Genomic DNA, 24,415 nt, shown 5'->3' with positions numbered 1-24,415 from the left:
AGGAAAACACATGGCGTTATTAGAAATTAAAAACCTCGTCAAAAATTACGGTGATGTAGAAGCACTCAAAGGCATCAATCTTTCTATAGAGAAAGGCAAAGTTGTCGTTATTTTAGGTCCATCGGGTTGTGGTAAAAGTACTTTTTTACGCTGCCTAAATGGATTAGAAGAAATAAAGAGCGGTCAGATTTTGCTGCAAAATGCTGGAGAGTTAGGTAAAGACATTCCTTGGGTCAAAGCACGTCAACGCATTGGGATGGTATTCCAAAGTTATGAACTCTTCGCTCATTTATCAGTAATTGACAATATTTTACTCGGCCCTTTAAAAGTACAAAAACGCGATCGCGCAGAAGCTGAAAAACAAGCCGATGAGTTACTTAAACGTGTAGGTCTATATGACCGAAAAAATGCCTATCCGCGTGAATTATCAGGTGGGCAAAAACAGCGAATTGCTATTGTGCGTTCACTTTGCATGAACCCTGAAATTATTCTGTTCGATGAAGTCACTGCTGCCCTTGACCCTGAAATGGTACGCGAAGTACTTGATGTGATTTTAGGTCTCGCTAAAGATGGTATGACGATGCTCATCGTTACCCATGAAATGAACTTCGCCCGTCAAGTAGCTAACCGCATTGTGTTTATGGATAAAGGGCAAATCATTGAACAGGCAAAACCGGAAGATTTCTTCACGAATCCAACCACGGATCGTGCGAAAACATTCTTAAATATCTTAAATTATGAACCGAGAGGGACAAACTATGAAGAAAACATTTAAAACATTGACCGCACTTTTAGCCACTGCCACCTTAGCATTTGGCTTAACCGCGTGTAATGATAAAGAACCCGCTAAAGACGGAGCAAAAACAATCTCAAGCCTTGAGCAAATACAAAAAGACGGCAAAGTGCGCATTGGTGTATTTAGCGATAAACCACCATTTGGTTATGTGGATGCGCAAGGTAAAAGCCAAGGCTTTGATGTCGAAATTGGTAAAGCGATCGGTAAAGACTTATTAGGTGACGAAAACAAAGTAGAGTTTGTTTTAGTGGATGCCGCAAACCGTGCTGAATACTTACTTTCTAAGAAAGTTGATATTATCTTAGCTAACTTTACTGTGACACCAGCTCGTAAAGAAGTGGTAGATTTTGCTAATCCATATATGAAAGTGGCACTCGGTGTTGTTTCAAAAGATGGCTCAGTCATTACTGATCTTGAACAATTAAAAGGCAAAACTTTAATTGTAGATAAAGGCACCACGGCTGATATTTTCTTTACCAAAAACTATCCAGATGTGAAGTTATTGAAATTCGAACAAAATACAGAAACCTTTGAAGCCTTACGTGATGGCCGTGGTGATGCCTTATCTAACGACAATACCTTCTTATTCGCTTGGGCAAAACAAAATCCAGGTTATACTGTGGGCGTAAAAAACTTTGGTGATCAAGATGTTATTGCACCAGCTGTTCGCAAAGATGCACCTGAATTGTTAAATTGGTTAAATAACGAAATCCAAACCTTAGGCAAAGATGGTCGTTTAAAACAAGCTTACGAAAAAACTTTATTGCCAGTTTATGGTGATACCGTAAACGAAAGTGATATCGTAGTTGAATATAAATAATTTAACCCCATTCACTTCCCCTGTAATTTCCCCACAGGGGAAGTGAAAACTCCTTTATTTTTGACCACTCTTTGGAAGATGTGGTGTAAATCTCGCCTTTAATGGCATTCTTTCCTGAATACGTTCCCGATTAATCTGTAACGCCGCCTCTGTGGCTTCATAGTCCAACCATAAACTTGGATCATCAGGTAACATTTCATTCCAAATATATTGTACGTTAAAGCCTCGCGCCTTACATTCCGCATGCAATGCATCATACCGTTTCTTTAAAAACGCCAATTTATTAAAGAAAAAACGCACATGCCCTTCACCTAATTTATATTCCGTAGGCTGTCCTTTCAAATGAAATTTACCTTTCGCCACGGCATTAGGAATGCGGGTTAATTCACGATGTTCAGCTAAAAGATGCTGATCACAAAGCTCCTCAGGTGGAACAAGATTAATTCGAGTCATAAGTCATACCAAATAAAAAGGAACATAGTAAGGGGCGTAAAGGTATTTGTTTATGATTTACTTATCTCTTTAAAAGAATAAATATTCAAGCATTTCAGAAAAGATATTTATCTGAGCATTTTAATAAAGTATTGATCTATTCAAAATAAACAGTATGACCTAACCTTAACAACTTATTATGGTCCACAAGAGCAATATTCATAATTTAAAGTGAATAAAGAAGATACTTTGCGATGTTGCTATGGATGGCGAAAGTTGGAGTATTCGGGAAATATTTATTTGATTTGAATGCGCTACAAGGCACCAATTATGATGGCGTGTTCCAAACCTCATCGGTTTATATTTATTTTTTATGCCCATTATTGTTAAGTTTGTTATCCTACCTTTATTGTAAGAAATAAAACAAGTAAACTCATAACTTAGCAATTCAAAAGGGTTTGCAAGCGGTTAAATTTTGTAGGAATTTTACCAATCTCTCCATTCAATAAGGATTCATCATGAAAAAGTTATTTTTATTCGCTTTATGTACTTTCTCTGCTTCTAGCTTTGCCTTAACCCCGCAAATAGAAACAGCATCAAACTCAGACTCTTTTATCAGTTTCCGCACTGCTAATGATACTATTTATTGCTCTGGCGATATTCCTGACCTAAACCCCAAAGTTGAATGTGTTACTAAAATCAAAGGAAAACCGATTTTGCCGCGTCCGAAAGATTGTGAATTAGAATGGGGCGAGCTATTTTCTGTTGGCGCTACAGGAAAAGCCTCACTTGTTTGTGCCAGTGATACCCCCGCTGTACCAGACTCTCAGATCTTAAAAGACGGCGAAACAATTAAAGGCAAAGGTTGGCAATGTACTGCGTCTGGTGATTCAGTTACTTGCTCAAACCAAGAAAAACACGGTTTTAAAATTAGCCAAGCAAAACAAAAATTATTTTAGTTTGTAGCGTATTTGAAAAATACACAATACGTTAATTGCCTTACCACAAGAGCGGTCAAATTTTTCTCACTTTTTACAAGGAATAAAAATGAAAAAATATTGGTTAATCCCATTGATGATACTTATTGGATCCCCCTATGCCAATAGCTGTGGCGGGCAATTTGATCCAGCAACTGGAACGTGTCGAATTATTGGTCCTGACGGAAAAATGATCCTATATAATTCAGCTCCACCTCAAAGTGGATATTCTAGTGGTTATTCGAATGTGCCAGCAGAACCACCACGTTCTGACTACTATGCTGCCATTGCCATCAATAAAGCCACTGGAGATTGGGGATGGTCAAGCGGCTTTTTAGGCGAATCTACGGCTATCATGGATGCAAGATTGCACTGTGAAAAAGCAGAACGAGGAGAATGCGAAGGAGCGGCAACACAATTAAATGGCTGTCTTGCTATGGCATCTTCAAAAGATAAAAAAGGGAATTGGGCTTACTTCTTTTCAAATTCTGGGATTTGCGGCGTAGTTGAAAAGGAAGCATTATTAAATTGCCAAGCAAGCAAAGCTAAAAACTGCCAAATTGAAATCCGTCAATTAGATGCGAATTATCCATACTTTATGTATCAATAAACGCTTAAAATCAATATGGAGCGTATCAGATACGCCCTAACAAAAGGATTATTATGAAAAAATTACTTACATTGGCTTTATGTGCTTTATCCGTTTCAGCTTTTGCAACAACACCTTCAATCGAAGATCAAATCTCGTATCCACCACGACCGCCAATTCTAGAATTTCCTAATTGGTGGAGTGTAATTGCTTATAATCCAAAAAATGGTGCTTTTGGTTATGGCGAGGGAAATATGATAAAGCCTGCTCAAAATAAAGCACTAAAGGATTGTGAGCTTGCTTCAACGGATACAAATAAACAATATTGTCAAATTGTGACAGAAGCTAATCATGCTTGTGTTGCTCTTGCAACGGGAGACTCCCCTGAAAAATATGCCGCAGTTGGCAATTTCGGAATGAAGCGAGAAGAAGTTGAACAAGAAGCCTTGGCAGCCTGTAAAACGAATTCAGCGAATTGCACAATCACCTTCTCTGCTTGCGAAAGATAATCTTAAAAAAGGAACGCTCTATGAAAAAAATCTTACTTTGCCTGTGTCTCTTTTCTTCTGCTGCTTATGCTAACCAATGTGAAATCATTGATACCGAATTAGCCGCAAGTTATTCAGAGATGAAAACCTACGGCAACTATAACGAAAACAATGAAGAAAAATACCAGTCTTCAGAAAAACGTTTTAAAGACGCACTAGCCAAAATTGAAAATTTAGAAGGCAAATTCTGCGCTTGGGAAAAAGCACCTAAAGCGGGGGTTGGTGTGCTCACGTCAAAAGACAATAAGCTTCAGATTCTGACTTGGGATTGGCAATCTGGCGGGACAATGCACGAATATGGCAGCATTTGGCGTTATCAGTTACCTAACGGCACTTGGAAAACGGAATTTAATGAGTTAGACTCTGATTCTGATATAACCAGCCTAACAGCCCCTAAATTGAATGGAAAACCTTACTATTTTGTAGAAACTGCTGACATCTACAGTCAATGTCATCATGCAATCGCAGCGAAATTTTATCAAATTACGGAAAAAGGTTTAGAAGAAGCCAATCTGATTCAAGGTAAAGAACCAACTTCTAATATTGGTGTATCGTATATCTCATATACGAATAATGATTTACCAGAATCGAATGCCTATTTTGATTACGACTTGAAAAATAACCGCTTTAGCTTCCCGTTAGTACATCAATTTGAAGATACATGTGGTAACGGAAAAATGACCTCAGAACGCATTTATTATCGTTTTGATGGCAAACACTTTGTAAAAGAGAAAAAGACTAAAAAATAGATCTATTCCTGTACTCACATAAAAAAGGGGGCTCGAATTCTTATTAAAGGATCCCCCCTTTAAGGAAACAGCCATGTCTGTAAAAACATTTGAAAAATTGACCGCACTTTTAGATAAACATCAAGCTCGCTATCGCGTAGTTGAACACCCCCCCCCACGATGGCGCAAGCGTCCTCGCTTTATACTTACAATAAAATCTGATAACCTGAGCAAATTACTATATTATTATCACGTATCTTTATCTTTTAATAAGGAAATATATCTCATGTTATCTCATAAGATTAAGCTAGTTTGTCTAGTTGCGTTCACACTCTTTTTAACAAGTTGCTCAACAATGTATAACCCATTAGACACTTTATACTGGCATGGTAAAGAAGACTATGAGTTTTTTGCTCGAAAACGTTTGCCAGATGAATCTTATCAATGCTTTAAAGACAATGAAAGAAGTTATATTCACGCTTATCGACTTGCTCTTTATGATTTACAAACCTATGAAGTTGGCAGAAACTCTAGAACAATCTTTCTAACAACAGAAAAAGTATATACTGGTGGTCATACATGGACTTATGTATTTACGGATGCAAGCCATAAAATCACATCTATTAGAGATGCCACAGGGTTTGGAGACATTGAAAAAGAATTTGGTTGTGGTGAGTATCAAGAAGCAGTAAAAATTGCTACACCAGAAGAACTAAAAAAACGCAAAATTAAACCTAGATTATGGGCTGCAATTGTTCGCACTCCAGAAATAAATCAAATGATGTGGGCTTCTGATGCAGCTTATAGTACTCTTGAGCAAGCCAAACAAGATTCACTAAAACAATGTCAAGAGTATGGTGGCAAAGACTGCCAATTAGTGATTGGTATAAGTAATATGTGTTTAGGGTTAGCTAGTGGTCGAGATAGTAGAGGTATGAGAGATTACTTCGGAAATAGTATTATTCCTGAGCACGCTAAAGAAATGGCGGTTGAAAATTGCCAAGCGAAAGGGGGCTCATCTTGTAAGCCTAGCCCAGCCCCTTCGCTTTGCGCCCTACCGTGTGATATGCTTAGAGATAAAACTTGTAACTTTGATAGTCCTCAAGTCATCATACCAGGCATTAAAGGCGGAAAAGCATTTAACGTAGCATTAGATGGTAATGTACTTAAATAGTAAATAATATTTTCAAAGTGCGGTCAAATCTGACCGCACTTTTGATCTGCACCCCAAAACCTGGACACCTAATTTGAGGTGCAGATTATGTCCTACCCTTATCAATTTCGTTTGAAAATTATCAAACTCGTCACCGAACAGGATTATGGTATCCGTGAGGTGGCTAAACTTCATAACATTCCCCATTCTGCCGTCATCTATTGGCTAAAAGCGTTTCGGGAAAGAGGGCTTGATGGCAATCACCTCATACAACCCTTCAAACACCGAAAATAGCGAAGCCAAAGATGAAAAAGAAAGACATTGAAATCCCGGAAACTACAGACTTTTCACCTAAAGCGTTTAAAAAGTTACAACGAGAGCTCGCCTTGGCTCGTGCGGAGATTGCTTACCTAAAGGAGTTGGAGAAGCTCGACCGTCAAAAACAACGACAGAAAAAAGAAAAATCATTGAAAGATTGAAGCCGGACCACGCATTAAATGATTTACTTTATGTGGCTAAAATGCCTCGTTCAAGCTTTTACTATAAAGAGATTAAGCGAAATTATCACGAGGTAAAAGAGACTATCTTATCGCTGTACAAAAAGAACAGAAAACGAGATGGTTATCGCCCCGTGACATTTAAATTACGCCAAATGGGTAACGGATGTAACGGAATTTCATGTTGGGCAAGAAAAGCTTTATTTTTCACCGTTGATGGACTTGGCTAACCGAGAAATTATTGCCTATAACTTTGCAACATGCCCGAAGTTTTCATTGGTGAAAGGTATGCTAGAACAAGGGCTTAGTCGGCTTAAACCGACAGAATGCCCGATTATTCATAGCGACCAAGGCGTATTGTATGGCTCGGCGGAATGGGTAAAGATGTTGGAAGGTAAAGCGGTTCAAAGTATGAGCCGCCGAGGAAATCGCTACGACAATGCGGTGATTAAAAGTTTTTTTGCGATACTAAAATCAGAGTGTTTTTATTCACGGAGCTATCATTCAATCGCTGAATTACAGGCTGAAATTGAAGAATATTTGGTGTATTACAATCAAGAACGAATTAAACTTGATTTAAAAGGATTAAGCCCAGTGCAATACCGAGCTCAATATTTAAGTTAACTAACCTGTCCAACTTTTTGGGGGCAAATCACTTTGTAGAAAATAAATCGATTAACTCATTTGCGTAAAGAAATCGCGAATCCCTACCAACATATTATTAATGGCAACGGCGGCTAAAATTAATCCCATGACTCGACTAATCACTGCTGCGCCGGTGTTACCAATCCAGCGTTGAATACGGTTGGCGGCGAGGAATAAAAGATAGGTAATCAACAACACAGAAAGCATGATTAACGTTGTCATGGTTTGATCGAACAGGCTGAAACGATGGTTGTCTGTGAGTAATACAATGGCCATCATGGCGCCGGGTGAGGCAATAGACGGCACGGCTAACGGATAGACCGCCAGTTCGTTCAGATTGGATGAGAGTCTGATTTCTTGTTCCGGTTTGCCTTCGCCGAAAATCATAGTCAAAGCGAACAGCAATAACACCAAACCACCGGCAATTTGGAAGGCGGTGAGGGGAATTTGCATAGCTTCTAACAAGGCTTGTCCGGCGATGAGGAAGAAAATTAAAATACCGGCGGAAATCATGACTGCTTTTAAGGCGATTTTGCGGCGATCTTCCACTGAAAGGCCCACTGTTTTGGTTAAATAAACGGGAATAGAACCGATCGGATCGATGACCGCCCACAGCACCACGAATTGAACGACGAGAGAATCAAACATTGGCAACTCCGAGAAAAAAGTGGAAAATAACGCGTCTTTTTACAAATCAATATCTTATATTAAATTCATTATAAACCAATGCTTTTTTTCACAAATTTAACCCTAAAACGGGGCTTGACTACGCTCCTCGAAAACGCGAACGCTACCATTAATCCTGGACAAAAAGTTGGCTTAGTCGGCAAAAACGGTTGTGGCAAATCCTCCTTATTTGCGTTGCTTAAAAATGAAATGAGCGCCGAAGGTGGCGAGGTGTCTTTCCCGTCAACCTGGGCGTTGGCGTGGGTGAATCAAGAAACGCCCGCACTGGATTGCCGCGCCATTGATTATGTGATTCAGGGCGACCGTGAATACAGCCGTCTGCAACGGGCGTTGCAACAAGCGAACGCGGACAACGACGGTAATGCGATTGCCACGTTGCATAATCAACTTGATGCCATTGATGCTTGGACGATTGAAGCACGCGCCGGCGAATTGTTGCACGGTTTGGGCTTTTCTCAGGCGGAATTGGAACAGCCGGTGAAGGCATTTTCCGGTGGTTGGCGGATGCGGTTGAATTTGGCCCAAGCCTTGATTTGTCGATCTGATTTATTATTGCTTGACGAACCCACCAACCACTTGGATTTGGACGCGGTGATTTGGTTGGAGCGTTGGTTAAAACAATATCCGGGAACATTGATTTTGATCTCGCACGATCGCGACTTTTTAGATCCGATTGTCGGCAAGATTTTGCATATTGAACAACAAAAACTCAATGAATACACGGGCGATTATTCTTCCTTTGAATTGCAACGGGCAACGAAATTAGCACAACAAAATGCCATGTATCGCCAGCAACAACTGAAAATTGATCACTTACAGCGTTATATTGACCGTTTCAAAGCCAAAGCCACCAAGGCTAAACAGGCGCAAAGCCGTATTAAGGCATTGGAACGCATGGAAAAAATTGCACCGGCGTATGTGGATAATCCGTTTCATTTTGAATTTCGTGAACCGCTTTCCCTGCCAAGTCCTTTATTAATGATGGAAAACGCTTCTGCCGGTTATGGTTCGGGTGAAAGTGCGGTGGAAATTTTAAGTAAAATTAAACTGAATTTGGTGCCCGGTTCACGTATCGGGCTGCTCGGTAAAAATGGTGCAGGGAAATCCACCTTAATTAAATTATTGGCGGGTGAAATCGCACCGACCGGTGGCACGATTCAATTGGCGAAAGGCGTGCAGTTAGGCTATTTCGCACAACATCAATTGGATACGTTACGCGCGGATGAAAGCGCCTTGTGGCATTTACAAAAAATTGCGCCTCAACAAACAGAACAACAACTGCGCGATTATTTAGGTGGCTTTGCTTTTCACGGCGACAAAGTGAATCAGCCGGTGGCGTCTTTTTCCGGTGGTGAAAAAGCGCGTTTGGTGTTGGCGCTTATTGTGTGGCAACGCCCGAACTTACTGTTGCTGGATGAACCGACTAACCACCTGGATTTAGATATGCGTCAGGCGTTGACCGAAGCGTTGGTGGATTATCAAGGTTCTTTGGTGTTGGTATCGCACGATCGCCATTTGTTGCGGAATACCGTGGATGAATTCTATTTGGTGCATGACAAGCAAGTGGAAGAATTTAAAGGGGATTTGGCAGATTATCAGAAGTGGCTAAACGAGCAAAACGCGCAGCCAACGGCGATAAAAGCACAAAATGAGCCCAGTGAAAATGAAAATTCTGCTGCCAACCGTAAAGAGCAAAAACGTAAAGAAGCGGAACTTCGCCAACAACTTGCGCCATTACGTAAACAAGCAACGCAGCTGGAAAATCAAATGGAAAAATTGGGGGCTAAGTTACAGCAGATTGAAACAGATTTGGCGGATCCGAGTTTGTACGACGCAGAAATGAAAGCAAAATTAACCGCACTTTTAGCCGAGCAGGTGCAGGTGAAAAAGCAGCTAGAAGAGGTAGAAGTTGACTGGTTGGCACTCCAAGAAAGCATAGAAGACATCATGTCTCAAGCAGAATAAACGGCAAAATAATCTTGTTTTGGAAGCGACATCACATAAATTTTAAAAAGATCAAAATTTCACTTGATACTGTATATTGATACAGTTATTATAAGCGCGAATTTTGATAATGATTTTCCCGAGGTAAAAAATGGCAACTCAAGAAGAAAAACAAAAAGCGCTCGAAGCCGCGTTAGGTCAAATCGAAAAACAATTTGGTAAAGGCGCTATCATGAAATTAGGCGATAGCCAAAAATTGGATATTGAAGCGATTTCCACCGGTTCCTTTGGTCTTGACTTAGCGTTAGGGATCGGCGGTTTGCCAATGGGACGTATCGTTGAAATTTTTGGCCCGGAATCTTCCGGTAAAACCACCTTGACGCTTTCTGTTATCGCCGAAGCGCAAAAAGCGGGTAAAACCTGTGCCTTTATCGATGCAGAACATGCCTTAGACCCAATTTATGCCTCTAAACTGGGCGTGGATGTGAAAGAGTTGTTGGTTTCTCAACCGGACAACGGTGAGCAAGCGTTAGAAATCTGTGATGCCTTAGTACGTTCCGGCGCGGTGGATGTGATTATTGTTGACTCCGTTGCAGCCTTAACGCCGAAAGCGGAAATTGAAGGCGACATGGGCGATTCTCATGTGGGCTTGCAAGCGCGTCTTATGTCTCAAGCGTTGCGTAAATTAACCGGACAAATTAAAAATGCCAACTGTTTAGTGATTTTCATAAACCAAATCCGTATGAAGATCGGTGTGATGTTTGGTAACCCGGAAACCACTACCGGTGGTAATGCGCTTAAATTCTATGCCTCTGTGCGTTTAGATATTCGTCGTGTCGGGTCAATCAAAGAAGGCGATGAAGTGATTGGTAACGAAACCCGCGTGAAAGTGGTGAAAAACAAAGTGGCACCGCCATTCCGTCAAGTGGATTTCCAAATTCTGTACGGTGAAGGCATTTCTAAAGAAAGCGAATTGATTGATCTTGGCGTAAAACACAAGCTCATCAGCAAAGCCGGTGCATGGTATGCCTATGAAAACGAGAAAATCGGTCAAGGTAAAACCAATGCAATGAAATGGTTAAAAGAGAATCCGGAGCAAGCGAAATTAATTGAAAGCACCTTGCGTGATGAATTGTTAGCGCATCCGGAAACAGCCATTACCGCCGATGTTGAAGACGAAGCCGGTGAAGCTGACTTCGAATAAGATGGGTGATGTCTAAAAGTGCGGTTAAAAATGACCGCACTTTTTCTATCTGTTTTTAACCATAATAACAAGTGACACAATATGTCCTCCCTTGCCCTTAATTATGTGATGAATTTACTTTCTCACCGTGAATACAGCGAATTTGAACTGCGTTGCAAAATGCAGGAAAAAGCCTTTTCCGAGGAAGAAATTGACCAAGCCATTGCCTATTGCCAGCAAAAAAATTGGCAAAGTGATCAGCGTTTTACTGAAAGTTATTTGAACAGTCGTTCTCAACGAGGCTATGGCATCAATCGAATCAAACAAGAATTGCGTCAATTAAAAGGGATTGAAAGCGCAACCATTGAAGCGGTTGTCCGTGAATGCGATATTGATTGGTCGGCATTGGCGTTAAATGTGTTACGCAAAAAGTTTCCTGATTATAAGGAAAAGCAACCGCCGAAAATGCGCCAAAAAATTTGGCAATACATGCTGTCACATGGGTTTCATCAAGAGGATTTTGCGGATTATGTGGGTTCTGACCCGAGCGAGTTTGATTAGTGTTGTATGGTAACTGACATGTTATCGATTTCAACGTAGAATAGCGTTCCACAAAATCATCAGTTAGGAGAAAAAATGACGAAAGTAGTTCATACAGAGAAGGCGCCAGCCGCGATTGGGCCTTATGTACAAGCCGTTGATTTAGGCAATTTAGTGCTGACGTCCGGACAAATTCCGGTCAATCCGGCAACCGGTGAAGTGCCGAAAGACATTGTGGCACAAGCTCGTCAGTCTTTGGAAAATGTGAAAGCGATCATTGAACAAGCCGGACTCACTGTTGCTGATATTGTGAAAACAACGGTATTCGTGAAAGATTTAAATGATTTTGCCGCAGTCAATGGCGAATATGAGCGTTTCTTCAAAGAAAATCATCATCTGAGTTTCCCTGCACGTTCTTGTGTGGAAGTGGCCCGCCTGCCGAAAGATGTTGGCTTAGAAATTGAGGCCATTGCGGTAAGAGCGTAGTTTTGTTCACCGATGTGTTTATAAAAAATCCCGCAAGTGAGTTTGCGGGATTTTTTATGTTTCACCTTGCGTTACGGCAATAAGCTTTCTAATTGCCACAATTCGTTTAAAGCCTCGCGGCGACGAATAAGATACGCTTTATCTCCATCCACCATCACTTCCGCTGTTCTTGGGCGAGAGTTATAGTTGGAAGACATGCTTGCGCCATAGGCACCGGCAGATCGTTGGGCTAAATAATCCCCTTCCGCAATGGCAAGTTTGCGTTGTTTGCCGAGAAAATCGGAGGTTTCGCAAATTGGGCCGACCACATCATAGATTTTTTCTTCACGCGCTAAAGTACGGTCGATTTCGAGAATGTTCATGTAGGCTTGATAAAGTGCCGGGCGAATCATGTCGTTCATACCCGCATCCGCAATGGCAAAATTGCGACTTTCGTTGGATTTTAAATACTCTACTTTGGTTACCAAAATCCCAGCGTTTGCAGTAATGGCGCGTCCGGGTTCGACGATGATTTCCAGTTCGCTAAAGGCACTCAATTTTTCCCACAACGCTTTGGCATATTCTGTCGGATGTGGCGGTGTTTCGTCCGTGTAAGTCACGCCTAAGCCGCCGCCTAAGTCTAAGTGTTTTAAATGAATACCATCTTGATTTAATTGTTCCATGAGCACAATTAAGCGATCTACCGCATCTAAAAAGGGTTGTAATTCCGTGAGTTGTGAGCCGATGTGGCAATCCATGCCGACGATTTTAATATTCGGTAAGGTGGCGGCTAATTTATAGACTTCTCGAGCTTGTTCTACGCTCACGCCGAATTTATTTTCTTTTAACCCTGTGGAAATGTAAGGGTGCGTGTGGGCGTCCACATCCGGATTTACGCGCAATGAAATCGGGGCAATTTTGCCCATTTCACCGGCGATTTGGTTAATGCGCAATAATTCTGCTTCCGACTCCACGTTGAAACAACGAATATTGACTTCTAAGGCGCGGGCGATTTCTTGGCGGGATTTTGCAACGCCGGAAAAGACCACTTTAGCCGCGTCACCGCCGGCGGCAAGGACGCGCTCCAATTCCCCTTGGGACACAATGTCAAAGCCTGAACCTAATTTCGCCATTATGTTTAAAATCGCAATATTCGGGTTCGATTTTACGGCAAAACACACCAAATGCGGATGCTCGCCAAACGCGTTATTAAACGCGTGCCAATGGCGTTCAAGGGTGGCGCGGGAGTAAACATACAACGGCGTACCAAATTGTTCGGCCAATTGTTTGACCGGCAAATTTTCTGCCATGAGTTGATTATTTTTATATTGGAAAAAGTCCATAAGGTCGCCTATAAAAAGTTATTTGGTTGTTTTCTGAGCGCTGTCTTGTTCAGGAAAATATAATGGACCTTTAACGCCACAGCCGGTACTTAGCGCACACAATGTCACGAGTAAAAATACGGAAATCAGTTTTTTCATTGGTTGTTCCTTGTGCTCAAATTTGACTGTTCTTTTTACCACTAAATCCGGCTTTGTGCTATCACAACGCACAGAAAATCTTTATAATTTCCGCCCTACTGTCATTTATTGGAGTGATTTTATGAATATCGTTGAGTTTCATCAGAAAATCGAGCAAATTTGGGATGAAATTGAAGAGCAACTGGAAGCGCAAGATTGTGATGCCGATTGTGAACGCCAAGGTTCCGTGTTCACGATTACGCTTGGTGATCGCAGCCAAATTGTGATCAACAAACAAGAACCGTTGTTAGAATTATGGTTGGCGAGCCACAATGGCGGTTTCCATTTTGCCTATAAAAATGGACGTTGGGTCAGCAACGACGGCTTAGACTTCTGGCAAGCTCTAACCGAAGCGCTTGCTAAACATGGTGAGCAGGTGCAGCTCGGTTAATGAATCACCTGACCTCATCCGAACCCATGAAAAGTGCGGTGGATTTTCTCGATAAATCGTCGGCAAAATCCACCGCACTTTATGCGACGGCAAAGAATGTGTTGCATTCGGTGTTCGGCTATCAAGCGTTTCGCAAAGGGCAAGAGGAAATTATCCAGGCGGCGCTAAATGGGCAAGACTGCTTGGTCATTATGGCGACGGGTACGGGAAAATCCTTGTGCTATCAAATTCCTGCGTTGTGTTTTGACGGGATGACTTTGGTGGTGTCGCCATTGATTTCACTAATGAAAGACCAAGTGGATCAGCTACGCGCCAGTGGCGTAGAAGCGGATTATTTAAACTCCTCGCAAACCTTTGAAGAGCAACAACAGGTGCAAAATAGGGCGATTTCCGGGCAGTTAAAATTGTTGTATTTGTCCCCGGAAAAAGTCATGACCAACAGTTTTTTCCAATTTATTTCCTTATGTCAGGTGAGCTTTATCGCCATTGATGAGGCGCACTGCATTTCCCAATGGGGACACGATTTTCGCCCTGAATATACCCAACTCGGTGGCTTAAAAGGCAGTTTCCCGAATGTGCCGATTATGGCTTTGACAGCCACGGCAGATCCCACAACGCAACAAGATATTCTGCAAAATCTCCGGCTAAATCGACCGCACTTTCATGTGGGCAGTTTCGATCGTCCGAATATTCGTTACACCTTGGTAGAAAAATTTAAGCCGATGGAGCAGCTGTGTCGTTTCGTTGTGGCACAAAAAGGAAAAAGTGGCATTGTTTATTGCAACAGCCGCAACAAAGTGGAGCGCATTGCGGAAACGTTGTGTAACAAAGGCGTGCGGGCGGCAGCGTATCATGCTGGCATGGAAAATAGCTTGCGGGAAAAGGTACAACGGGATTTTCAGCGGGATAACATTCAAGTGGTGGTGGCGACGATCGCCTTCGGTATGGGGATTAATAAATCCAACGTGCGCTTTGTGGCACATTTTGATTTGCCGCGTAGCATTGAATCCTACTATCAAGAAACCGGCCGTGCAGGGCGTGACGATTTGCCGGCTGAGGCGGTGTTGTTTTACGATCCGGCGGATTATGTGTGGTTGAACAAAATGCTCATGGAAAAGCCGGAAACGCCACAACGCCAAATCGAACAGCATAAATTGCAAGCCATCGGTGAATTTGCCGAGAGCCAAACCTGTCGCCGTTTGGTCTTATTGAATTATTTTGGCGAACATCGTCAAACCGCCTGTCAAAATTGCGATATTTGTCTTGATCCGCCGAAAAAATACGATGGGTTGTTGGACGCGCAAAAAATCATGTCGGCAATTTATCGCACCGGTCAATCTTATGGCGCCCATTATGTCATTGCCGTCTTGCGTGGCATGAATAACCAGAAAATTCGTGACCAGCAGCACGACCAACTGAGTGTGTATGGCATCGGCAAAGAACACAGCACGGAATACTGGCAGTCCGTGTTGCGTCAACTCATTCATTTGGGCTTGGTGCGTCAAATGATCGGTGAATATGGCAATACGTTACAGCTCACAGAAAACGCCAAGCCGATTTTGCGGGGAGAGATGCCGTTGGAATTGGCAACGCCACGTCTATCGTCTATCGTCACTACGGCCATGATGCACAAAAGTGCGGTCGGTTCTTACGACAAAGATTTATTTGCACGTTTGCGCTTCCTGCGTAAGCAAATTGCCGATAAGGAAAATATTCCGCCATATATCGTGTTTAACGATGCGACTTTGCAAGAAATGGCGCAATACCAACCGGTCAGCAATATTGAAATGTTGCAAATTAACGGTGTCGGTACGATTAAATTGGAGCGTTTCGGACAAGCGTTTCTGTCTTTAATCCGCGAACATAAAAATGCCCGCGCAACCGAATAAGTCTAAGTACCGTTTAAGTGCAGTTATGTTTAGCTAATTGCGCAAAATTTTGCTATAATCCCGCCCAATTTTTTACGAATTACACAGAGAAGAATTATGTCAACAACTACTCCAGAAACTTATGGTGCAAACAGTATTAAAGTGCTGAAAGGGCTTGATGCGGTGCGTAAACGTCCCGGTATGTATATCGGTGACACAGACGATGGAACAGGTTTACACCATATGGTTTTCGAGGTCGTGGATAACGCTATTGACGAAGCCTTGGCTGGGTATTGTGATGACATCGTGGTGACTATTCATTCCGATAATTCTGTTTCCGTACAGGATGACGGGCGCGGTATTCCGGTAGATATTCACCCGGAAGAAGGTGTTTCTGCCGCAGAAGTGATCATGACGGTTTTGCATGCGGGCGGTAAATTTGACGATAACTCCTATAAAGTCTCCGGCGGTTTGCACGGTGTGGGGGTATCCGTGGTAAACGCGTTGTCCGACAAGTTACAGCTCACCATTCGCCGTCAAGGCAAGGTGCATGAGCAATTTTACAGCCTCGGCGATCCACAAGCACCTCTAGCCGTTATCGGCGAAACCACCCAAACCGGTACCACCGTGCGTTTCTGGCCAAGCCCGACTATCTTCACTAATATTGAATTTGAATACGATATTTTAGCCAAGCGTTTAAGAGAGTTATCTTTCTTAAACTCCGGCGTTTCTATTCGTTTAATTGACGAACGTACCGACAAACAAGACCATTTCCACTACGAAGGTGGTATTCAAGCGTTCGTGGAATATATCAATCGTGGTAAAACGCCAATCCACCCGAAACCGTTCTATTTCTCTGCAGAAAAAGACGGCATTGGCGTGGAAATTGCGTTGCAATGGAACGATGGTTATGCAGAAAACATTTACTGCTTTACCAACAACATTCCACAACGCGATGGTGGTACGCACTTGGCAGGTTTCCGCGGGGCGATGACCCGTACGTTGAATAACTACATGGAAAACGAAGGCTACACCAAGAAATCCAAAGTGGCGACTTCCGGTGATGATGCTCGTGAAGGCTTGGTAGCTGTGATTTCCGTGAAAGTACCGGATCCGAAATTCTCTTCTCAAACCAAAGACAAATTGGTTTCCTCCGAAGTAAAAAGTTCGGTGGAATCTTTGATGAACGAGTATTTGCAAACCTATTTGTTGGAAAATCCAAACGATGTAAAAATCATCGTGACCAAAATTATTGATGCGGCACGTGCCCGTGAAGCGGCACGTAAAGCGCGCGAAATGACTCGTCGTAAAGGCGCACTAGACTTGGGTGGCTTGCCGGGTAAATTAGCGGATTGTCAGGAGCGTGATCCGGCATTATCCGAACTTTATATCGTAGAGGGTGACTCTGCGGGCGGTTCGGCAAAACAAGGGCGTAATCGTAAAAACCAAGCAATTTTGCCGTTAAAAGGGAAAATCCTGAATGTGGAAAAAGCCCGCTTTGACAAAATGTTATCTTCTGCGGAAGTGGGGACATTGATTACGGCGCTAGGTTGCGGTATCGGTCGTGACGAATATAACCCGGATAAATTGCGTTATCACAGCATTATTATCATGACCGATGCGGACGTAGACGGCTCGCACATTCGTACGTTGTTATTGACCTTCTTCTATCGTCAAATGCCGGAACTGATTGAACGCGGTTATGTGTATATTGCCCAACCACCGCTTTATAAAGTGAAAAAAGGCAAACAAGAGCAATACATTAAAGACGATGAAGCCATGGCGGAATTTGAATTGGCGATTGCATTGGAAAATGCGGCGCTTTATGTGAATGAGAATGCGCCGGGTATGCAGGGTGTGGCGTTACAAAATCTCGCTTCCGAATATCTTGCAGTACAAAAAATGACGACCCGCTTGAGTCGTTATTATCCGGAAAGCGTGTTGAAAGAATTGATTTATCAACCGGCGTTGACCACAGCGTTAATGCAACAGGAAAGTGCGGTCAATTCTTGGGCTGATTCTTTGGTTGCTTCTTTAAATGGAAAAGAAACTGACGGCAGACATTATAGCTATCGTTTGCAATTCAATGCTGAACGAAACTTGTATGAAGTGGTATTAACGGTAAGAACGCACGGGATTGATACGGATTATTTCTTAAACTTCCAGTTTGTAACCGGTAATGAATATGCGCGTTTAATTGCATTGGGTGAAAAATTGGTCGGCTTATTAGAAGAAAATGCTTATGTTATGCGTGGTGAACGTAAAGTTGCAGTAACTTCTTTTGAGCAAGCGATTGAATGGTTAATGAAAGAATCTCGCCGTGGTTTGATGATTCAACGCTATAAAGGGTTAGGTGAAATGAACCCGGAACAGCTTTGGGAAACAACAATGGATCCAAACACTCGCCGTATGTTGAAAGTGTCTATCAAAGATGCGGTGGCTGCAGATCAGTTATTCACCACCTTAATGGGGGATGAAGTAGAGCCTCGTCGCGAATTCATTGAAAGTAACGCATTAAGAGCAAATCTGGATATTTAACATTCACTTAAAAAAAGCACCGCACTTTGAATAAAAAGTGCGGTGCTTTTTTTGTTATTTTCTTAAGGTGACCAATTCGACTTCATGGTTTGCGCCTTTCTTTAGAATTAAATCGGCACGTTCTCGCGTAGGTAGAATATTTTCTTTCAGGTTCAATCCGTTAATTTCATCCCAAATTTTTCCCGCCGTGGTAACTGCTTCTTGTTCAGAGAGATTGGCATAATGTTTGAAATATGAGTTCGGATCGGTAAAAGCACTTTGGCGGAATTTCAGAAAGCGGTGAATATACCATTCTTTTAATAAGTCTTCTTCCGCATCAACATAAATAGAGAAATCGACAAAATCAGAAACAAACAGCTCATTGGCTTGATTTCTGTTAGGTTGTAAGACGTTTAACCCTTCTAAAATTAGAATGTCAGGTTGATCGATGACATTAAATTGATCAGGAATAATGTCATAGGTTAGATGAGAATAAATTGGCGCAGTAACATTTGGCTTACCGGATTTTATATCTGCTAAAAAACGAATCAGTTGTGGCGTATTGTAAGAAATTGGAAAGCCTTTTTTATGCAATAAATTGTGTTCCTGAAGATATGCTAACGGGTGTAGGAAGCCATCTGTCGTAATCAAATCGACTTTACGTTGTTTTGGCCAATGGCTTAAGAGCGATTGCAGAATCCGGGCAGAAGTACTTTTTCCTACTGCTACACTGCCAGCAATACTAATAATGTAGGGCACGTTTGTGCTTTTCTCTCCAAGAAAACGGCGCAACACATTTTGGCGACGAATATTTTCATCTATATAGTAGTTAATCAAACGGACTAACGGTAAATAGATAGTACGAACTTCGTCAATGGAAAGCTCTTCATTTATTCCAAGCAGAGGTTTGAGATCCTGTTCGGTTAATGTTAACGGTACTGATTTACGCAATTCCGCCCAACGTTGCCGATCAAATGATAAAAATGGCGTAAGTTGTTCCGACATAGAAGGAGAAACCGAAAAGTCCACGTGCTGAATTACTCTTTTTTAGCCAATGATAGGTTGCAAAATATACCTTATAAATAAGAGATTGAGCAGTAAAATTTTTGCATAATCAGCTAAATTCACCGACGTTAGAGGGTTTTTGCTTGATAATTAAACGAATAACCAAAAAAAACTTTATTTACTAAAAAAAAACTTGTCAGGCATAAAAAAATCCCTATAATACGCCTCACTTGTTTACGACGCCGACTTAGCTCAGTAGGTAGAGCAACTGACTTGTAATCAGTAGGTCATCAGTTCGATTCCGATAGTCGGCACCATTTCTCGTATTCAAGTTCCAACTTAGAGTGGAGGGATTCCCGAGCGGCCAAAGGGAGCAGACTGTAAATCTGCCGGCTCAGCCTTCGAAGGTTCGAATCCTTCTCCCTCCACCATTTCTAAGCGACCGATGGGACAGATGAATTAAGAACGGCGGGCATCGTATAATGGCTATTACCTTAGCCTTCCAAGCTAATGACGCGGGTTCGATTCCCGCTGCCCGCTCCAAGCGCTGATATAGCTCAGTTGGTAGAGCGCACCCTTGGTAAGGGTGAGGTCGGCAGTTCGAATCTGCCTATCAGCACCACTTCTTAATAATCTCTCCATTACAAATTTTAATACTTTGGTTAGTCTGGTAAATTGAACCATCGATAACCGTGTTTGTTTAGAGGGACTCTCAATGTCTAAAGAAAAATTTGAACGTACAAAACCGCACGTTAACGTGGGTACAATCGGCCACGTTGACCATGGTAAAACCACTTTAACTGCAGCTATCACAACCGTATTAGCAAAACACTACGGTGGTGCAGCTCGTGCATTCGACCAAATCGATAACGCGCCGGAAGAAAAAGCGCGTGGTATCACCATCAACACATCCCACGTTGAATACGACACACCAACACGTCACTACGCACACGTTGACTGTCCGGGACACGCCGACTATGTTAAAAACATGATTACCGGTGCGGCACAAATGGATGGTGCTATCTTAGTAGTAGCAGCAACTGATGGTCCTATGCCACAAACTCGTGAGCACATCTTATTAGGTCGCCAAGTAGGTGTTCCTTACATCATCGTATTCTTAAACAAATGCGACATGGTAGATGACGAAGAGTTATTAGAATTAGTTGAAATGGAAGTTCGTGAACTTCTTTCTCAATATGACTTCCCAGGTGATGATACTCCAATCATTCGTGGTTCTGCATTACAAGCGTTAAACGGCGTAGCAGAATGGGAAGAAAAAATCCTTGAATTAGCTCAAGCATTAGATACTTACATTCCTGAACCTGAGCGTGCAATCGACCAACCGTTCCTTCTTCCAATTGAAGACGTGTTCTCAATCTCTGGTCGTGGTACTGTAGTAACAGGTCGTGTAGAGCGTGGTATCATCCGTACCGGTGATGAAGTTGAAATCGTTGGTATCAAACCAACTGCGAAAACAACCGTAACCGGTGTTGAAATGTTCCGTAAATTACTTGACGAAGGTCGTGCAGGTGAAAACATCGGTGCATTATTACGTGGTACTAAACGTGAAGAAATCGAACGTGGTCAAGTATTAGCGAAACCGGGTTCAATCACTCCACACACTGACTTCGAATCTGAAGTGTACGTATTATCTAAAGAAGAAGGTGGTCGTCATACTCCATTCTTCAAAGGTTACCGTCCACAATTCTATTTCCGTACAACTGACGTAACCGGTACTATCGAGTTACCGGAAGGCGTGGAAATGGTTATGCCTGGCGATAACATCAAAATGACCGTATCCTTAATCCACCCAATCGCGATGGACCAAGGTTTACGTTTCGCTATCCGTGAAGGTGGCCGTACAGTAGGTGCTGGTGTGGTAGCTAAAATTATCAAATAATTGATAATAAACCTAATTAGAAAGGCGTATCGAATGGTACGCCTTTTTGTTTTCATCATGTTGATAAAACGAATCTGGTGAAAACACAATAAAAAATGACCGCACTTTAATGAAATAAAGTGCGGTCATTTTTTTCTATTATTTTTTATTTTCTAGCAAGTGGTGGAACGAAACAAATGCCCATATCCCAAGGTTGTTCGATCCATGTGTTTTGTGGGATATCAACTACATAATCATCAACTAATTCAGCGCCGGCTGGTTTTGCGAAAACAGTAACGAAATGAGCATTTGGGTACATCTCACGAATAGCGCGTGCAGTGTTTCCGGTATCTACTAAATCGTCAATGACGATAAATCCTTCTCCACCGTTTTCTAATTGAGCTGCATGTAAGACCTGCAATTCACCTTGTTTATCGTGGTTATAGCTAGCGATACAAATGGTTTCTACATGACGAATACCTAACTCACGGGCAAGTACTGCGCCAGGAAATAAACCGCCACGGCTGACTGCGACGATGCCCTTCCATTGGGAAGCTGGAAGTAAACGTTCGGATAATTTGCGTGCGTGCATATGGAACATATCCCACGTCACAACATATTTTTCACTCATAAACACACCTTTTAAAAATTTTACGGGCATCGCCCTGGAAATAAAAATTGCGTTAGGATAACCCGAAATGGCATTTTATGCTATTATTTTCCCTAATTTTTTAAGGAGGAACTATGTCAGAAATACAACAATTAAGTCCGAATTTATTATGGAAATGGTTTGATCAAATTTGTGCAATCCCACATCCATCCTACCAAGAAAATGAACTTGCGGAATTCATCATCAACTGGGCAAAAGGGAAAGGGTTTTACGCGGAACGTGATGATGTAGGCAATGTATTAATCCGTAAACCGGCAACAAAAGGCATGGAAAATCGTCAAAAAGTTGCTTTACAGGCGCATTTGGATATGGTGCCGCAAGCGAATGAAGGTAGCTCACATAATTTTGCCACCGATCCTATCCGTCCTTATATTGATGGTGAATGGGTGCGTGCTACAGACACGACCTTAGGGGCGGACAACGGTATTGGAATGGCATCGACGTTAGCCATTTTAGACAGTGATGATATTGCCCATCCCGATTTAGAAGTGTTACTCACCATGACAGAAGAACGTGGCATGGAAGGGGCTATCGGATTGCGTCCAAACTGGCTACAAAGCGACATTATGATTAACACCGACACAGAAGAAAACGCAGAAATTTATGTGGGTTGCGCCGGTGGCGAAAATGCGAATGTGACATTGCCGGTGGAATATCAAGACAATGCCTTCTCTCACAGCTATCAAATTATTCTTAAGGGGTTACGTGGCGGACATTCCGGTTGCGATATCCATACTGGACGTGCCAATGCGATTAAAGTGCTTGCGCGTTTCTTAGCAAAACTCACCCAACATCAACCGCACTTTGATTTCCTTTTAAGTGACATTCGCGGCGGTTCTATTCGTAACGCTATTCCGCGTGAAGCGTTTGCAACGTTGAACTTCAACGGTGACGTGGCTCAACTAAAAAGTGCGGTGGAAAATTTTGCTGTTTTATTAAAAGCTGAACTGGCACTAATTGAACCGAATCTTACGTTTGATTTGCAGCCTGTTGAGAAATCTGAGAAAACCTTTACTGTGGCTAGCACACAACGTGTGATTCATTTCTTGAACGTGCTACCGAATGGTGTGATTCGTAATAGCGATGTATTAGAAAACACCGTGGAAACATCCCTCAGTGTTGGCGTATTAAAAACAGAAGAGAATCAAATTAAAGCTACAATTTTAGTACGTTCACTTATTGATAGCGGCAAAGAATATGTTGCCGAGATGTTGACATCGCTTGCTTCATTAAGTGGTGCTTGTGCTGAATTCTCCGGCTCTTATCCGGGCTGGGAGCCACAGGCACATTCACCAATTGTTGATTTAACCCATAAAATCTATGCGGACGTCTTGGGCTATGAGCCAACAATCAAAGTGATTCACGCCGGTCTGGAATGTGGTTTACTGAAGAAAATCTATCCGAATATGGATATGGTATCCATCGGGCCAACAATCAAAAATGCGCACTCACCGGATGAGAAGGTTCATATTCCGGCGGTACAAATTTATTGGTCTTTGATCACGAAATTATTAGCAGAAATTCCGGTGAAATAACTTCGTTGGAAAAAGAAAAACCCGCTCTTGATGGAGCGGGTTTTCTCTTTTTATACGCTTCAAAAATGCATTAAAAACTGACCGCACTTTTTAATTTTTTCAGTGCGTTAGTTTCTAGCTGACGAACACGTTCTGCTGAGATGTTATATTTTGCAGCCAAGTCTTGTAAAGTTGCTTTGGTTTCATCCAACCAGCGGGCTTTGATAATGTCTTGGCTACGTGCATCAAGATTATTTAATGCCACCACAAGTTGATCAGTGGCTTGTGCTTCATAGTTTTCATTTTCTAACTCCGCGGCAAAATTGGAGCCTTTGTCTTCCAAGTACAACGCCGGTGCGTAGGTTTCTTCATCATGATCGTCTGTTGGCAAATCAAACGCCACATCAGCACCGGTCATGCGTGATTCCATTTCCACCACATCTTGTGGAGAAACGCCTAACTCATTTGCCACCATGTCCACTTCGTTTTCATTAAACCAACCTAAGCGTTGTTTGGTTTTGCGTAGATTAAAGAACAACTTACGTTGCGCTTTGGTCGTCGCAACTTTCACAATACGCCAATTACGCAAAACGTATTCGTGAATTTCTGCTTTGATCCAATGCACTGCGAAAGACACTAAGCGAACACCTACTTCCGGGTTAAAACGCTTAACTGCTTTCATTAAACCGATATTGCCCTCTTGAATTAAATCCGCTTGCGGCAAGCCATAACCGGAATAACCACGGGCAACATGGATAACGAAGCGCAAGTGAGATAACACGAGTTTTTTTGCTGCTTCAATATCTTCGTTGTAATACAAACGTTCCGCGAGTTCCTTTTCCTCTTCCGCCGTTAACATCGGGTATTCATTCGCTGCGCGAATATAGGCTTCTAAGCTTCCTTGGGGAACTAACATCATGGTTTGAGTTTCTTTATCCATCATCTTCCTTCTTAGTAAAGTCACCAGGCTTGATTGAGAGAGCCCAGTTATAACACAATTTATGAGAATTTCAATCGGTTTTAGCGATTGGAATTCGTCTTTTCATC

The 24,415-nt window shown here is 42.2% G+C and carries 23 protein-coding genes, 4 tRNA genes and 3 pseudogenes; 23 read left to right on the top strand and 7 right to left on the bottom strand.

The genetic code is table 11. The features are described from left to right. The first annotated feature begins 10 nt into the window (after positions 1–10). Both DQN58_RS02090 and DQN58_RS02085 read left to right on the top strand, forming a co-directional pair. Entirely contained in the window at positions 11–775 is a 765-nt protein-coding gene (locus tag DQN58_RS02090; protein ID WP_006719853.1) for an amino acid ABC transporter ATP-binding protein, read from the top strand. Continuing rightward, complete coding sequence (locus DQN58_RS02085) at positions 759–1,616, top strand: cysteine ABC transporter substrate-binding protein (RefSeq protein ID WP_006719851.1); 858 nt, start codon at positions 759–761, stop codon at positions 1,614–1,616. The genes DQN58_RS02090 and DQN58_RS02085 overlap by 17 nt, the downstream gene beginning before the upstream one ends. Before the next feature lie 54 nt (positions 1,617–1,670). Here DQN58_RS02085 and DQN58_RS02080 read toward each other — a convergent pair whose 3' ends face one another. Then, positions 1,671–2,069 (bottom strand): pyrimidine dimer DNA glycosylase/endonuclease V, encoded by a 399-nt coding sequence (locus DQN58_RS02080; RefSeq protein ID WP_006719848.1) that lies wholly within the window; start codon positions 2,067–2,069, stop codon positions 1,671–1,673. Between the two features lie 497 nt (positions 2,070–2,566). Between DQN58_RS02080 and DQN58_RS02075 the strand changes: the two genes are divergently transcribed. From DQN58_RS02075 to DQN58_RS02035, 8 genes and pseudogenes are all read left to right on the top strand, one after another. Beyond that, complete coding sequence (locus DQN58_RS02075; RefSeq protein WP_006719845.1) at positions 2,567–3,007, top strand: DUF6636 domain-containing protein; 441 nt, start codon at positions 2,567–2,569, stop codon at positions 3,005–3,007. An 88-nt stretch (positions 3,008–3,095) separates the two neighbouring features. Beyond that, positions 3,096–3,635: a DUF4189 domain-containing protein gene (locus DQN58_RS02070; RefSeq protein ID WP_006719843.1), complete on the top strand. Its 540-nt coding sequence runs from the start codon at positions 3,096–3,098 to the stop codon at positions 3,633–3,635. 53 nt (positions 3,636–3,688) lie between these two features. Beyond that, a complete protein-coding gene (locus DQN58_RS02065; RefSeq protein ID WP_006719841.1) occupies positions 3,689–4,123 on the top strand; it encodes a DUF4189 domain-containing protein in 435 nt (144 codons plus the stop codon). A gap of 20 nt (positions 4,124–4,143) precedes the next feature. Next, positions 4,144–4,911: a type 2 periplasmic-binding domain-containing protein gene (locus DQN58_RS02060; protein ID WP_006719839.1), complete on the top strand. Its 768-nt coding sequence runs from the start codon at positions 4,144–4,146 to the stop codon at positions 4,909–4,911. A 73-nt stretch (positions 4,912–4,984) separates the two neighbouring features. Further along, positions 4,985–5,059: pseudogene (locus tag DQN58_RS09985) on the top strand (YbaK/prolyl-tRNA synthetase associated domain-containing protein); the annotation flags it as partial. 117 nt (positions 5,060–5,176) lie between these two features. After that, positions 5,177–6,064, top strand: a complete 888-nt coding sequence (locus tag DQN58_RS02050) for a DUF4189 domain-containing protein (RefSeq protein ID WP_032998220.1) — start codon at positions 5,177–5,179, stop codon at positions 6,062–6,064. Positions 6,065–6,151: 87 nt separating this feature from the next. Further along, positions 6,152–6,522 (top strand): annotated as a pseudogene (locus DQN58_RS02045) (transposase). 228 nt (positions 6,523–6,750) lie between these two features. Further along, positions 6,751–7,164 (top strand): annotated as a pseudogene (locus DQN58_RS02035) (transposase); the annotation flags it as partial. 51 nt (positions 7,165–7,215) lie between these two features. Here DQN58_RS02035 and DQN58_RS02030 read toward each other — a convergent pair. Then, positions 7,216–7,833, bottom strand: coding sequence for a MarC family protein (locus tag DQN58_RS02030; RefSeq protein ID WP_006719828.1), 618 nt, complete (start codon positions 7,831–7,833; stop codon positions 7,216–7,218). Positions 7,834–7,911: 78 nt separating this feature from the next. Between DQN58_RS02030 and DQN58_RS02025 the strand changes: the two genes are divergently transcribed. The 4 genes from DQN58_RS02025 (at position 7,912) to DQN58_RS02010 (ending at position 12,025) form a co-directional block, all read left to right on the top strand. Continuing rightward, on the top strand, positions 7,912–9,837 hold the full coding sequence (locus tag DQN58_RS02025; protein ID WP_006719826.1) for an ABC transporter ATP-binding protein: 1,926 nt from the start codon (positions 7,912–7,914) through the stop codon (positions 9,835–9,837). A gap of 130 nt (positions 9,838–9,967) precedes the next feature. After that, positions 9,968–11,020: a recombinase RecA gene (gene recA / locus DQN58_RS02020; protein WP_006719824.1), complete on the top strand. Its 1,053-nt coding sequence runs from the start codon at positions 9,968–9,970 to the stop codon at positions 11,018–11,020. A gap of 81 nt (positions 11,021–11,101) precedes the next feature. Then, positions 11,102–11,560 (top strand): recombination regulator RecX, encoded by a 459-nt coding sequence (recX, locus tag DQN58_RS02015; protein ID WP_006719822.1) that lies wholly within the window; start codon positions 11,102–11,104, stop codon positions 11,558–11,560. 75 nt (positions 11,561–11,635) lie between these two features. Beyond that, positions 11,636–12,025: a RidA family protein gene (locus DQN58_RS02010; RefSeq protein ID WP_006719820.1), complete on the top strand. Its 390-nt coding sequence runs from the start codon at positions 11,636–11,638 to the stop codon at positions 12,023–12,025. Between the two features lie 71 nt (positions 12,026–12,096). Here DQN58_RS02010 and lysA read toward each other — a convergent pair whose 3' ends face one another. Next, positions 12,097–13,347, bottom strand: a complete 1,251-nt coding sequence (lysA, locus tag DQN58_RS02005) for a diaminopimelate decarboxylase (protein WP_006719818.1) — start codon at positions 13,345–13,347, stop codon at positions 12,097–12,099. A gap of 18 nt (positions 13,348–13,365) precedes the next feature. Then, on the bottom strand, positions 13,366–13,485 hold the full coding sequence (gene lptM / locus DQN58_RS09955; protein WP_006719816.1) for an LPS translocon maturation chaperone LptM: 120 nt from the start codon (positions 13,483–13,485) through the stop codon (positions 13,366–13,368). 121 nt (positions 13,486–13,606) lie between these two features. Between lptM and cyaY the strand changes: the two genes are divergently transcribed. From cyaY to gyrB, 3 genes are all read left to right on the top strand, one after another. Continuing rightward, positions 13,607–13,915 (top strand): iron donor protein CyaY, encoded by a 309-nt coding sequence (cyaY, locus tag DQN58_RS01995; RefSeq protein WP_006719815.1) that lies wholly within the window; start codon positions 13,607–13,609, stop codon positions 13,913–13,915. Beyond that, positions 13,915–15,804 (top strand): DNA helicase RecQ, encoded by a 1,890-nt coding sequence (recQ, locus tag DQN58_RS01990; protein ID WP_006719813.1) that lies wholly within the window; start codon positions 13,915–13,917, stop codon positions 15,802–15,804. The genes cyaY and recQ overlap by 1 nt, the downstream gene beginning before the upstream one ends. 96 nt (positions 15,805–15,900) lie before the next feature. After that, positions 15,901–18,321, top strand: a complete 2,421-nt coding sequence (gene gyrB / locus DQN58_RS01985; protein WP_006719812.1) for a DNA topoisomerase (ATP-hydrolyzing) subunit B — start codon at positions 15,901–15,903, stop codon at positions 18,319–18,321. 54 nt (positions 18,322–18,375) lie between these two features. On the opposite strand, the gene coaA is transcribed toward gyrB, so the two are convergent. Beyond that, positions 18,376–19,305: a type I pantothenate kinase gene (gene coaA, locus DQN58_RS01980; protein ID WP_006719810.1), complete on the bottom strand. Its 930-nt coding sequence runs from the start codon at positions 19,303–19,305 to the stop codon at positions 18,376–18,378. A 241-nt stretch (positions 19,306–19,546) separates the two neighbouring features. Between coaA and DQN58_RS01975 the strand changes: the two genes are divergently transcribed. From DQN58_RS01975 to tuf, 5 genes are all read left to right on the top strand, one after another. Next, positions 19,547–19,622 (top strand) — tRNA-Thr (locus DQN58_RS01975). A 29-nt stretch (positions 19,623–19,651) separates the two neighbouring features. After that, positions 19,652–19,736 (top strand) — tRNA-Tyr (locus DQN58_RS01970). 37 nt (positions 19,737–19,773) lie between these two features. Next, positions 19,774–19,848: transfer RNA gene (locus DQN58_RS01965), tRNA-Gly, on the top strand. Between the two features lie 3 nt (positions 19,849–19,851). After that, positions 19,852–19,927, top strand: a tRNA-Thr gene (locus tag DQN58_RS01960). Between the two features lie 93 nt (positions 19,928–20,020). Continuing rightward, complete coding sequence (tuf, locus tag DQN58_RS01955) at positions 20,021–21,205, top strand: elongation factor Tu (protein ID WP_109092123.1); 1,185 nt, start codon at positions 20,021–20,023, stop codon at positions 21,203–21,205. Positions 21,206–21,350: 145 nt separating this feature from the next. Here tuf and gpt read toward each other — a convergent pair whose 3' ends face one another. Next, a complete protein-coding gene (gene gpt, locus DQN58_RS01950; RefSeq protein WP_032998038.1) occupies positions 21,351–21,815 on the bottom strand; it encodes a xanthine phosphoribosyltransferase in 465 nt (154 codons plus the stop codon). Positions 21,816–21,928: 113 nt separating this feature from the next. On the opposite strand from gpt, the gene DQN58_RS01945 reads away from it, so the two are divergent. Continuing rightward, positions 21,929–23,389 carry an aminoacyl-histidine dipeptidase gene (locus DQN58_RS01945; protein WP_006719807.1) on the top strand — a complete coding sequence of 487 codons (1,461 nt, stop codon included), beginning with the start codon at positions 21,929–21,931 and terminating at the stop codon, positions 23,387–23,389. A 70-nt stretch (positions 23,390–23,459) separates the two neighbouring features. On the opposite strand, the gene rpoH is transcribed toward DQN58_RS01945, so the two are convergent. Beyond that, positions 23,460–24,308: an RNA polymerase sigma factor RpoH gene (gene rpoH, locus DQN58_RS01940; RefSeq protein WP_032998036.1), complete on the bottom strand. Its 849-nt coding sequence runs from the start codon at positions 24,306–24,308 to the stop codon at positions 23,460–23,462. Positions 24,309–24,415: the final 107 nt, after the last annotated feature.

The sequence above is a fragment of the Aggregatibacter segnis ATCC 33393 genome (assembly GCF_900476035.1).
Lineage (GTDB): Bacteria > Pseudomonadota > Gammaproteobacteria > Enterobacterales > Pasteurellaceae > Aggregatibacter > Aggregatibacter segnis.
This window is presented reverse-complemented; position numbering and strand designations above follow the sequence as displayed.

Excerpts from the sequence above, each read along its gene's own strand:
- DQN58_RS02090 (WP_006719853.1), top strand. The coding sequence starts at position 11 with ATGGCGTTATTAGAAATTAAAAACCTCGTCAAAAATTACGGTGATGTA.
- DQN58_RS02085 (WP_006719851.1), top strand. The coding sequence starts at position 759 with ATGAAGAAAACATTTAAAACATTGACCGCACTTTTAGCCACTGCCACC.
- DQN58_RS02080 (WP_006719848.1), bottom strand. The coding sequence starts at position 2,069 with ATGACTCGAATTAATCTTGTTCCACCTGAGGAGCTTTGTGATCAGCAT.
- DQN58_RS02075 (WP_006719845.1), top strand. The coding sequence starts at position 2,567 with ATGAAAAAGTTATTTTTATTCGCTTTATGTACTTTCTCTGCTTCTAGC.
- DQN58_RS02070 (WP_006719843.1), top strand. The coding sequence starts at position 3,096 with ATGAAAAAATATTGGTTAATCCCATTGATGATACTTATTGGATCCCCC.
- DQN58_RS02065 (WP_006719841.1), top strand. The coding sequence starts at position 3,689 with ATGAAAAAATTACTTACATTGGCTTTATGTGCTTTATCCGTTTCAGCT.
- DQN58_RS02060 (WP_006719839.1), top strand. The coding sequence starts at position 4,144 with ATGAAAAAAATCTTACTTTGCCTGTGTCTCTTTTCTTCTGCTGCTTAT.
- DQN58_RS02050 (WP_032998220.1), top strand. The coding sequence starts at position 5,177 with ATGTTATCTCATAAGATTAAGCTAGTTTGTCTAGTTGCGTTCACACTC.
- DQN58_RS02030 (WP_006719828.1), bottom strand. The coding sequence starts at position 7,833 with ATGTTTGATTCTCTCGTCGTTCAATTCGTGGTGCTGTGGGCGGTCATC.
- DQN58_RS02025 (WP_006719826.1), top strand. The coding sequence starts at position 7,912 with ATGCTTTTTTTCACAAATTTAACCCTAAAACGGGGCTTGACTACGCTC.
- recA (WP_006719824.1), top strand. The coding sequence starts at position 9,968 with ATGGCAACTCAAGAAGAAAAACAAAAAGCGCTCGAAGCCGCGTTAGGT.
- recX (WP_006719822.1), top strand. The coding sequence starts at position 11,102 with ATGTCCTCCCTTGCCCTTAATTATGTGATGAATTTACTTTCTCACCGT.
- DQN58_RS02010 (WP_006719820.1), top strand. The coding sequence starts at position 11,636 with ATGACGAAAGTAGTTCATACAGAGAAGGCGCCAGCCGCGATTGGGCCT.
- lysA (WP_006719818.1), bottom strand. The coding sequence starts at position 13,347 with ATGGACTTTTTCCAATATAAAAATAATCAACTCATGGCAGAAAATTTG.
- lptM (WP_006719816.1), bottom strand. The coding sequence starts at position 13,485 with ATGAAAAAACTGATTTCCGTATTTTTACTCGTGACATTGTGTGCGCTA.
- cyaY (WP_006719815.1), top strand. The coding sequence starts at position 13,607 with ATGAATATCGTTGAGTTTCATCAGAAAATCGAGCAAATTTGGGATGAA.
- recQ (WP_006719813.1), top strand. The coding sequence starts at position 13,915 with ATGAATCACCTGACCTCATCCGAACCCATGAAAAGTGCGGTGGATTTT.
- gyrB (WP_006719812.1), top strand. The coding sequence starts at position 15,901 with ATGTCAACAACTACTCCAGAAACTTATGGTGCAAACAGTATTAAAGTG.
- coaA (WP_006719810.1), bottom strand. The coding sequence starts at position 19,305 with ATGTCGGAACAACTTACGCCATTTTTATCATTTGATCGGCAACGTTGG.
- tuf (WP_109092123.1), top strand. The coding sequence starts at position 20,021 with ATGTCTAAAGAAAAATTTGAACGTACAAAACCGCACGTTAACGTGGGT.
- gpt (WP_032998038.1), bottom strand. The coding sequence starts at position 21,815 with ATGAGTGAAAAATATGTTGTGACGTGGGATATGTTCCATATGCACGCA.
- DQN58_RS01945 (WP_006719807.1), top strand. The coding sequence starts at position 21,929 with ATGTCAGAAATACAACAATTAAGTCCGAATTTATTATGGAAATGGTTT.
- rpoH (WP_032998036.1), bottom strand. The coding sequence starts at position 24,308 with ATGGATAAAGAAACTCAAACCATGATGTTAGTTCCCCAAGGAAGCTTA.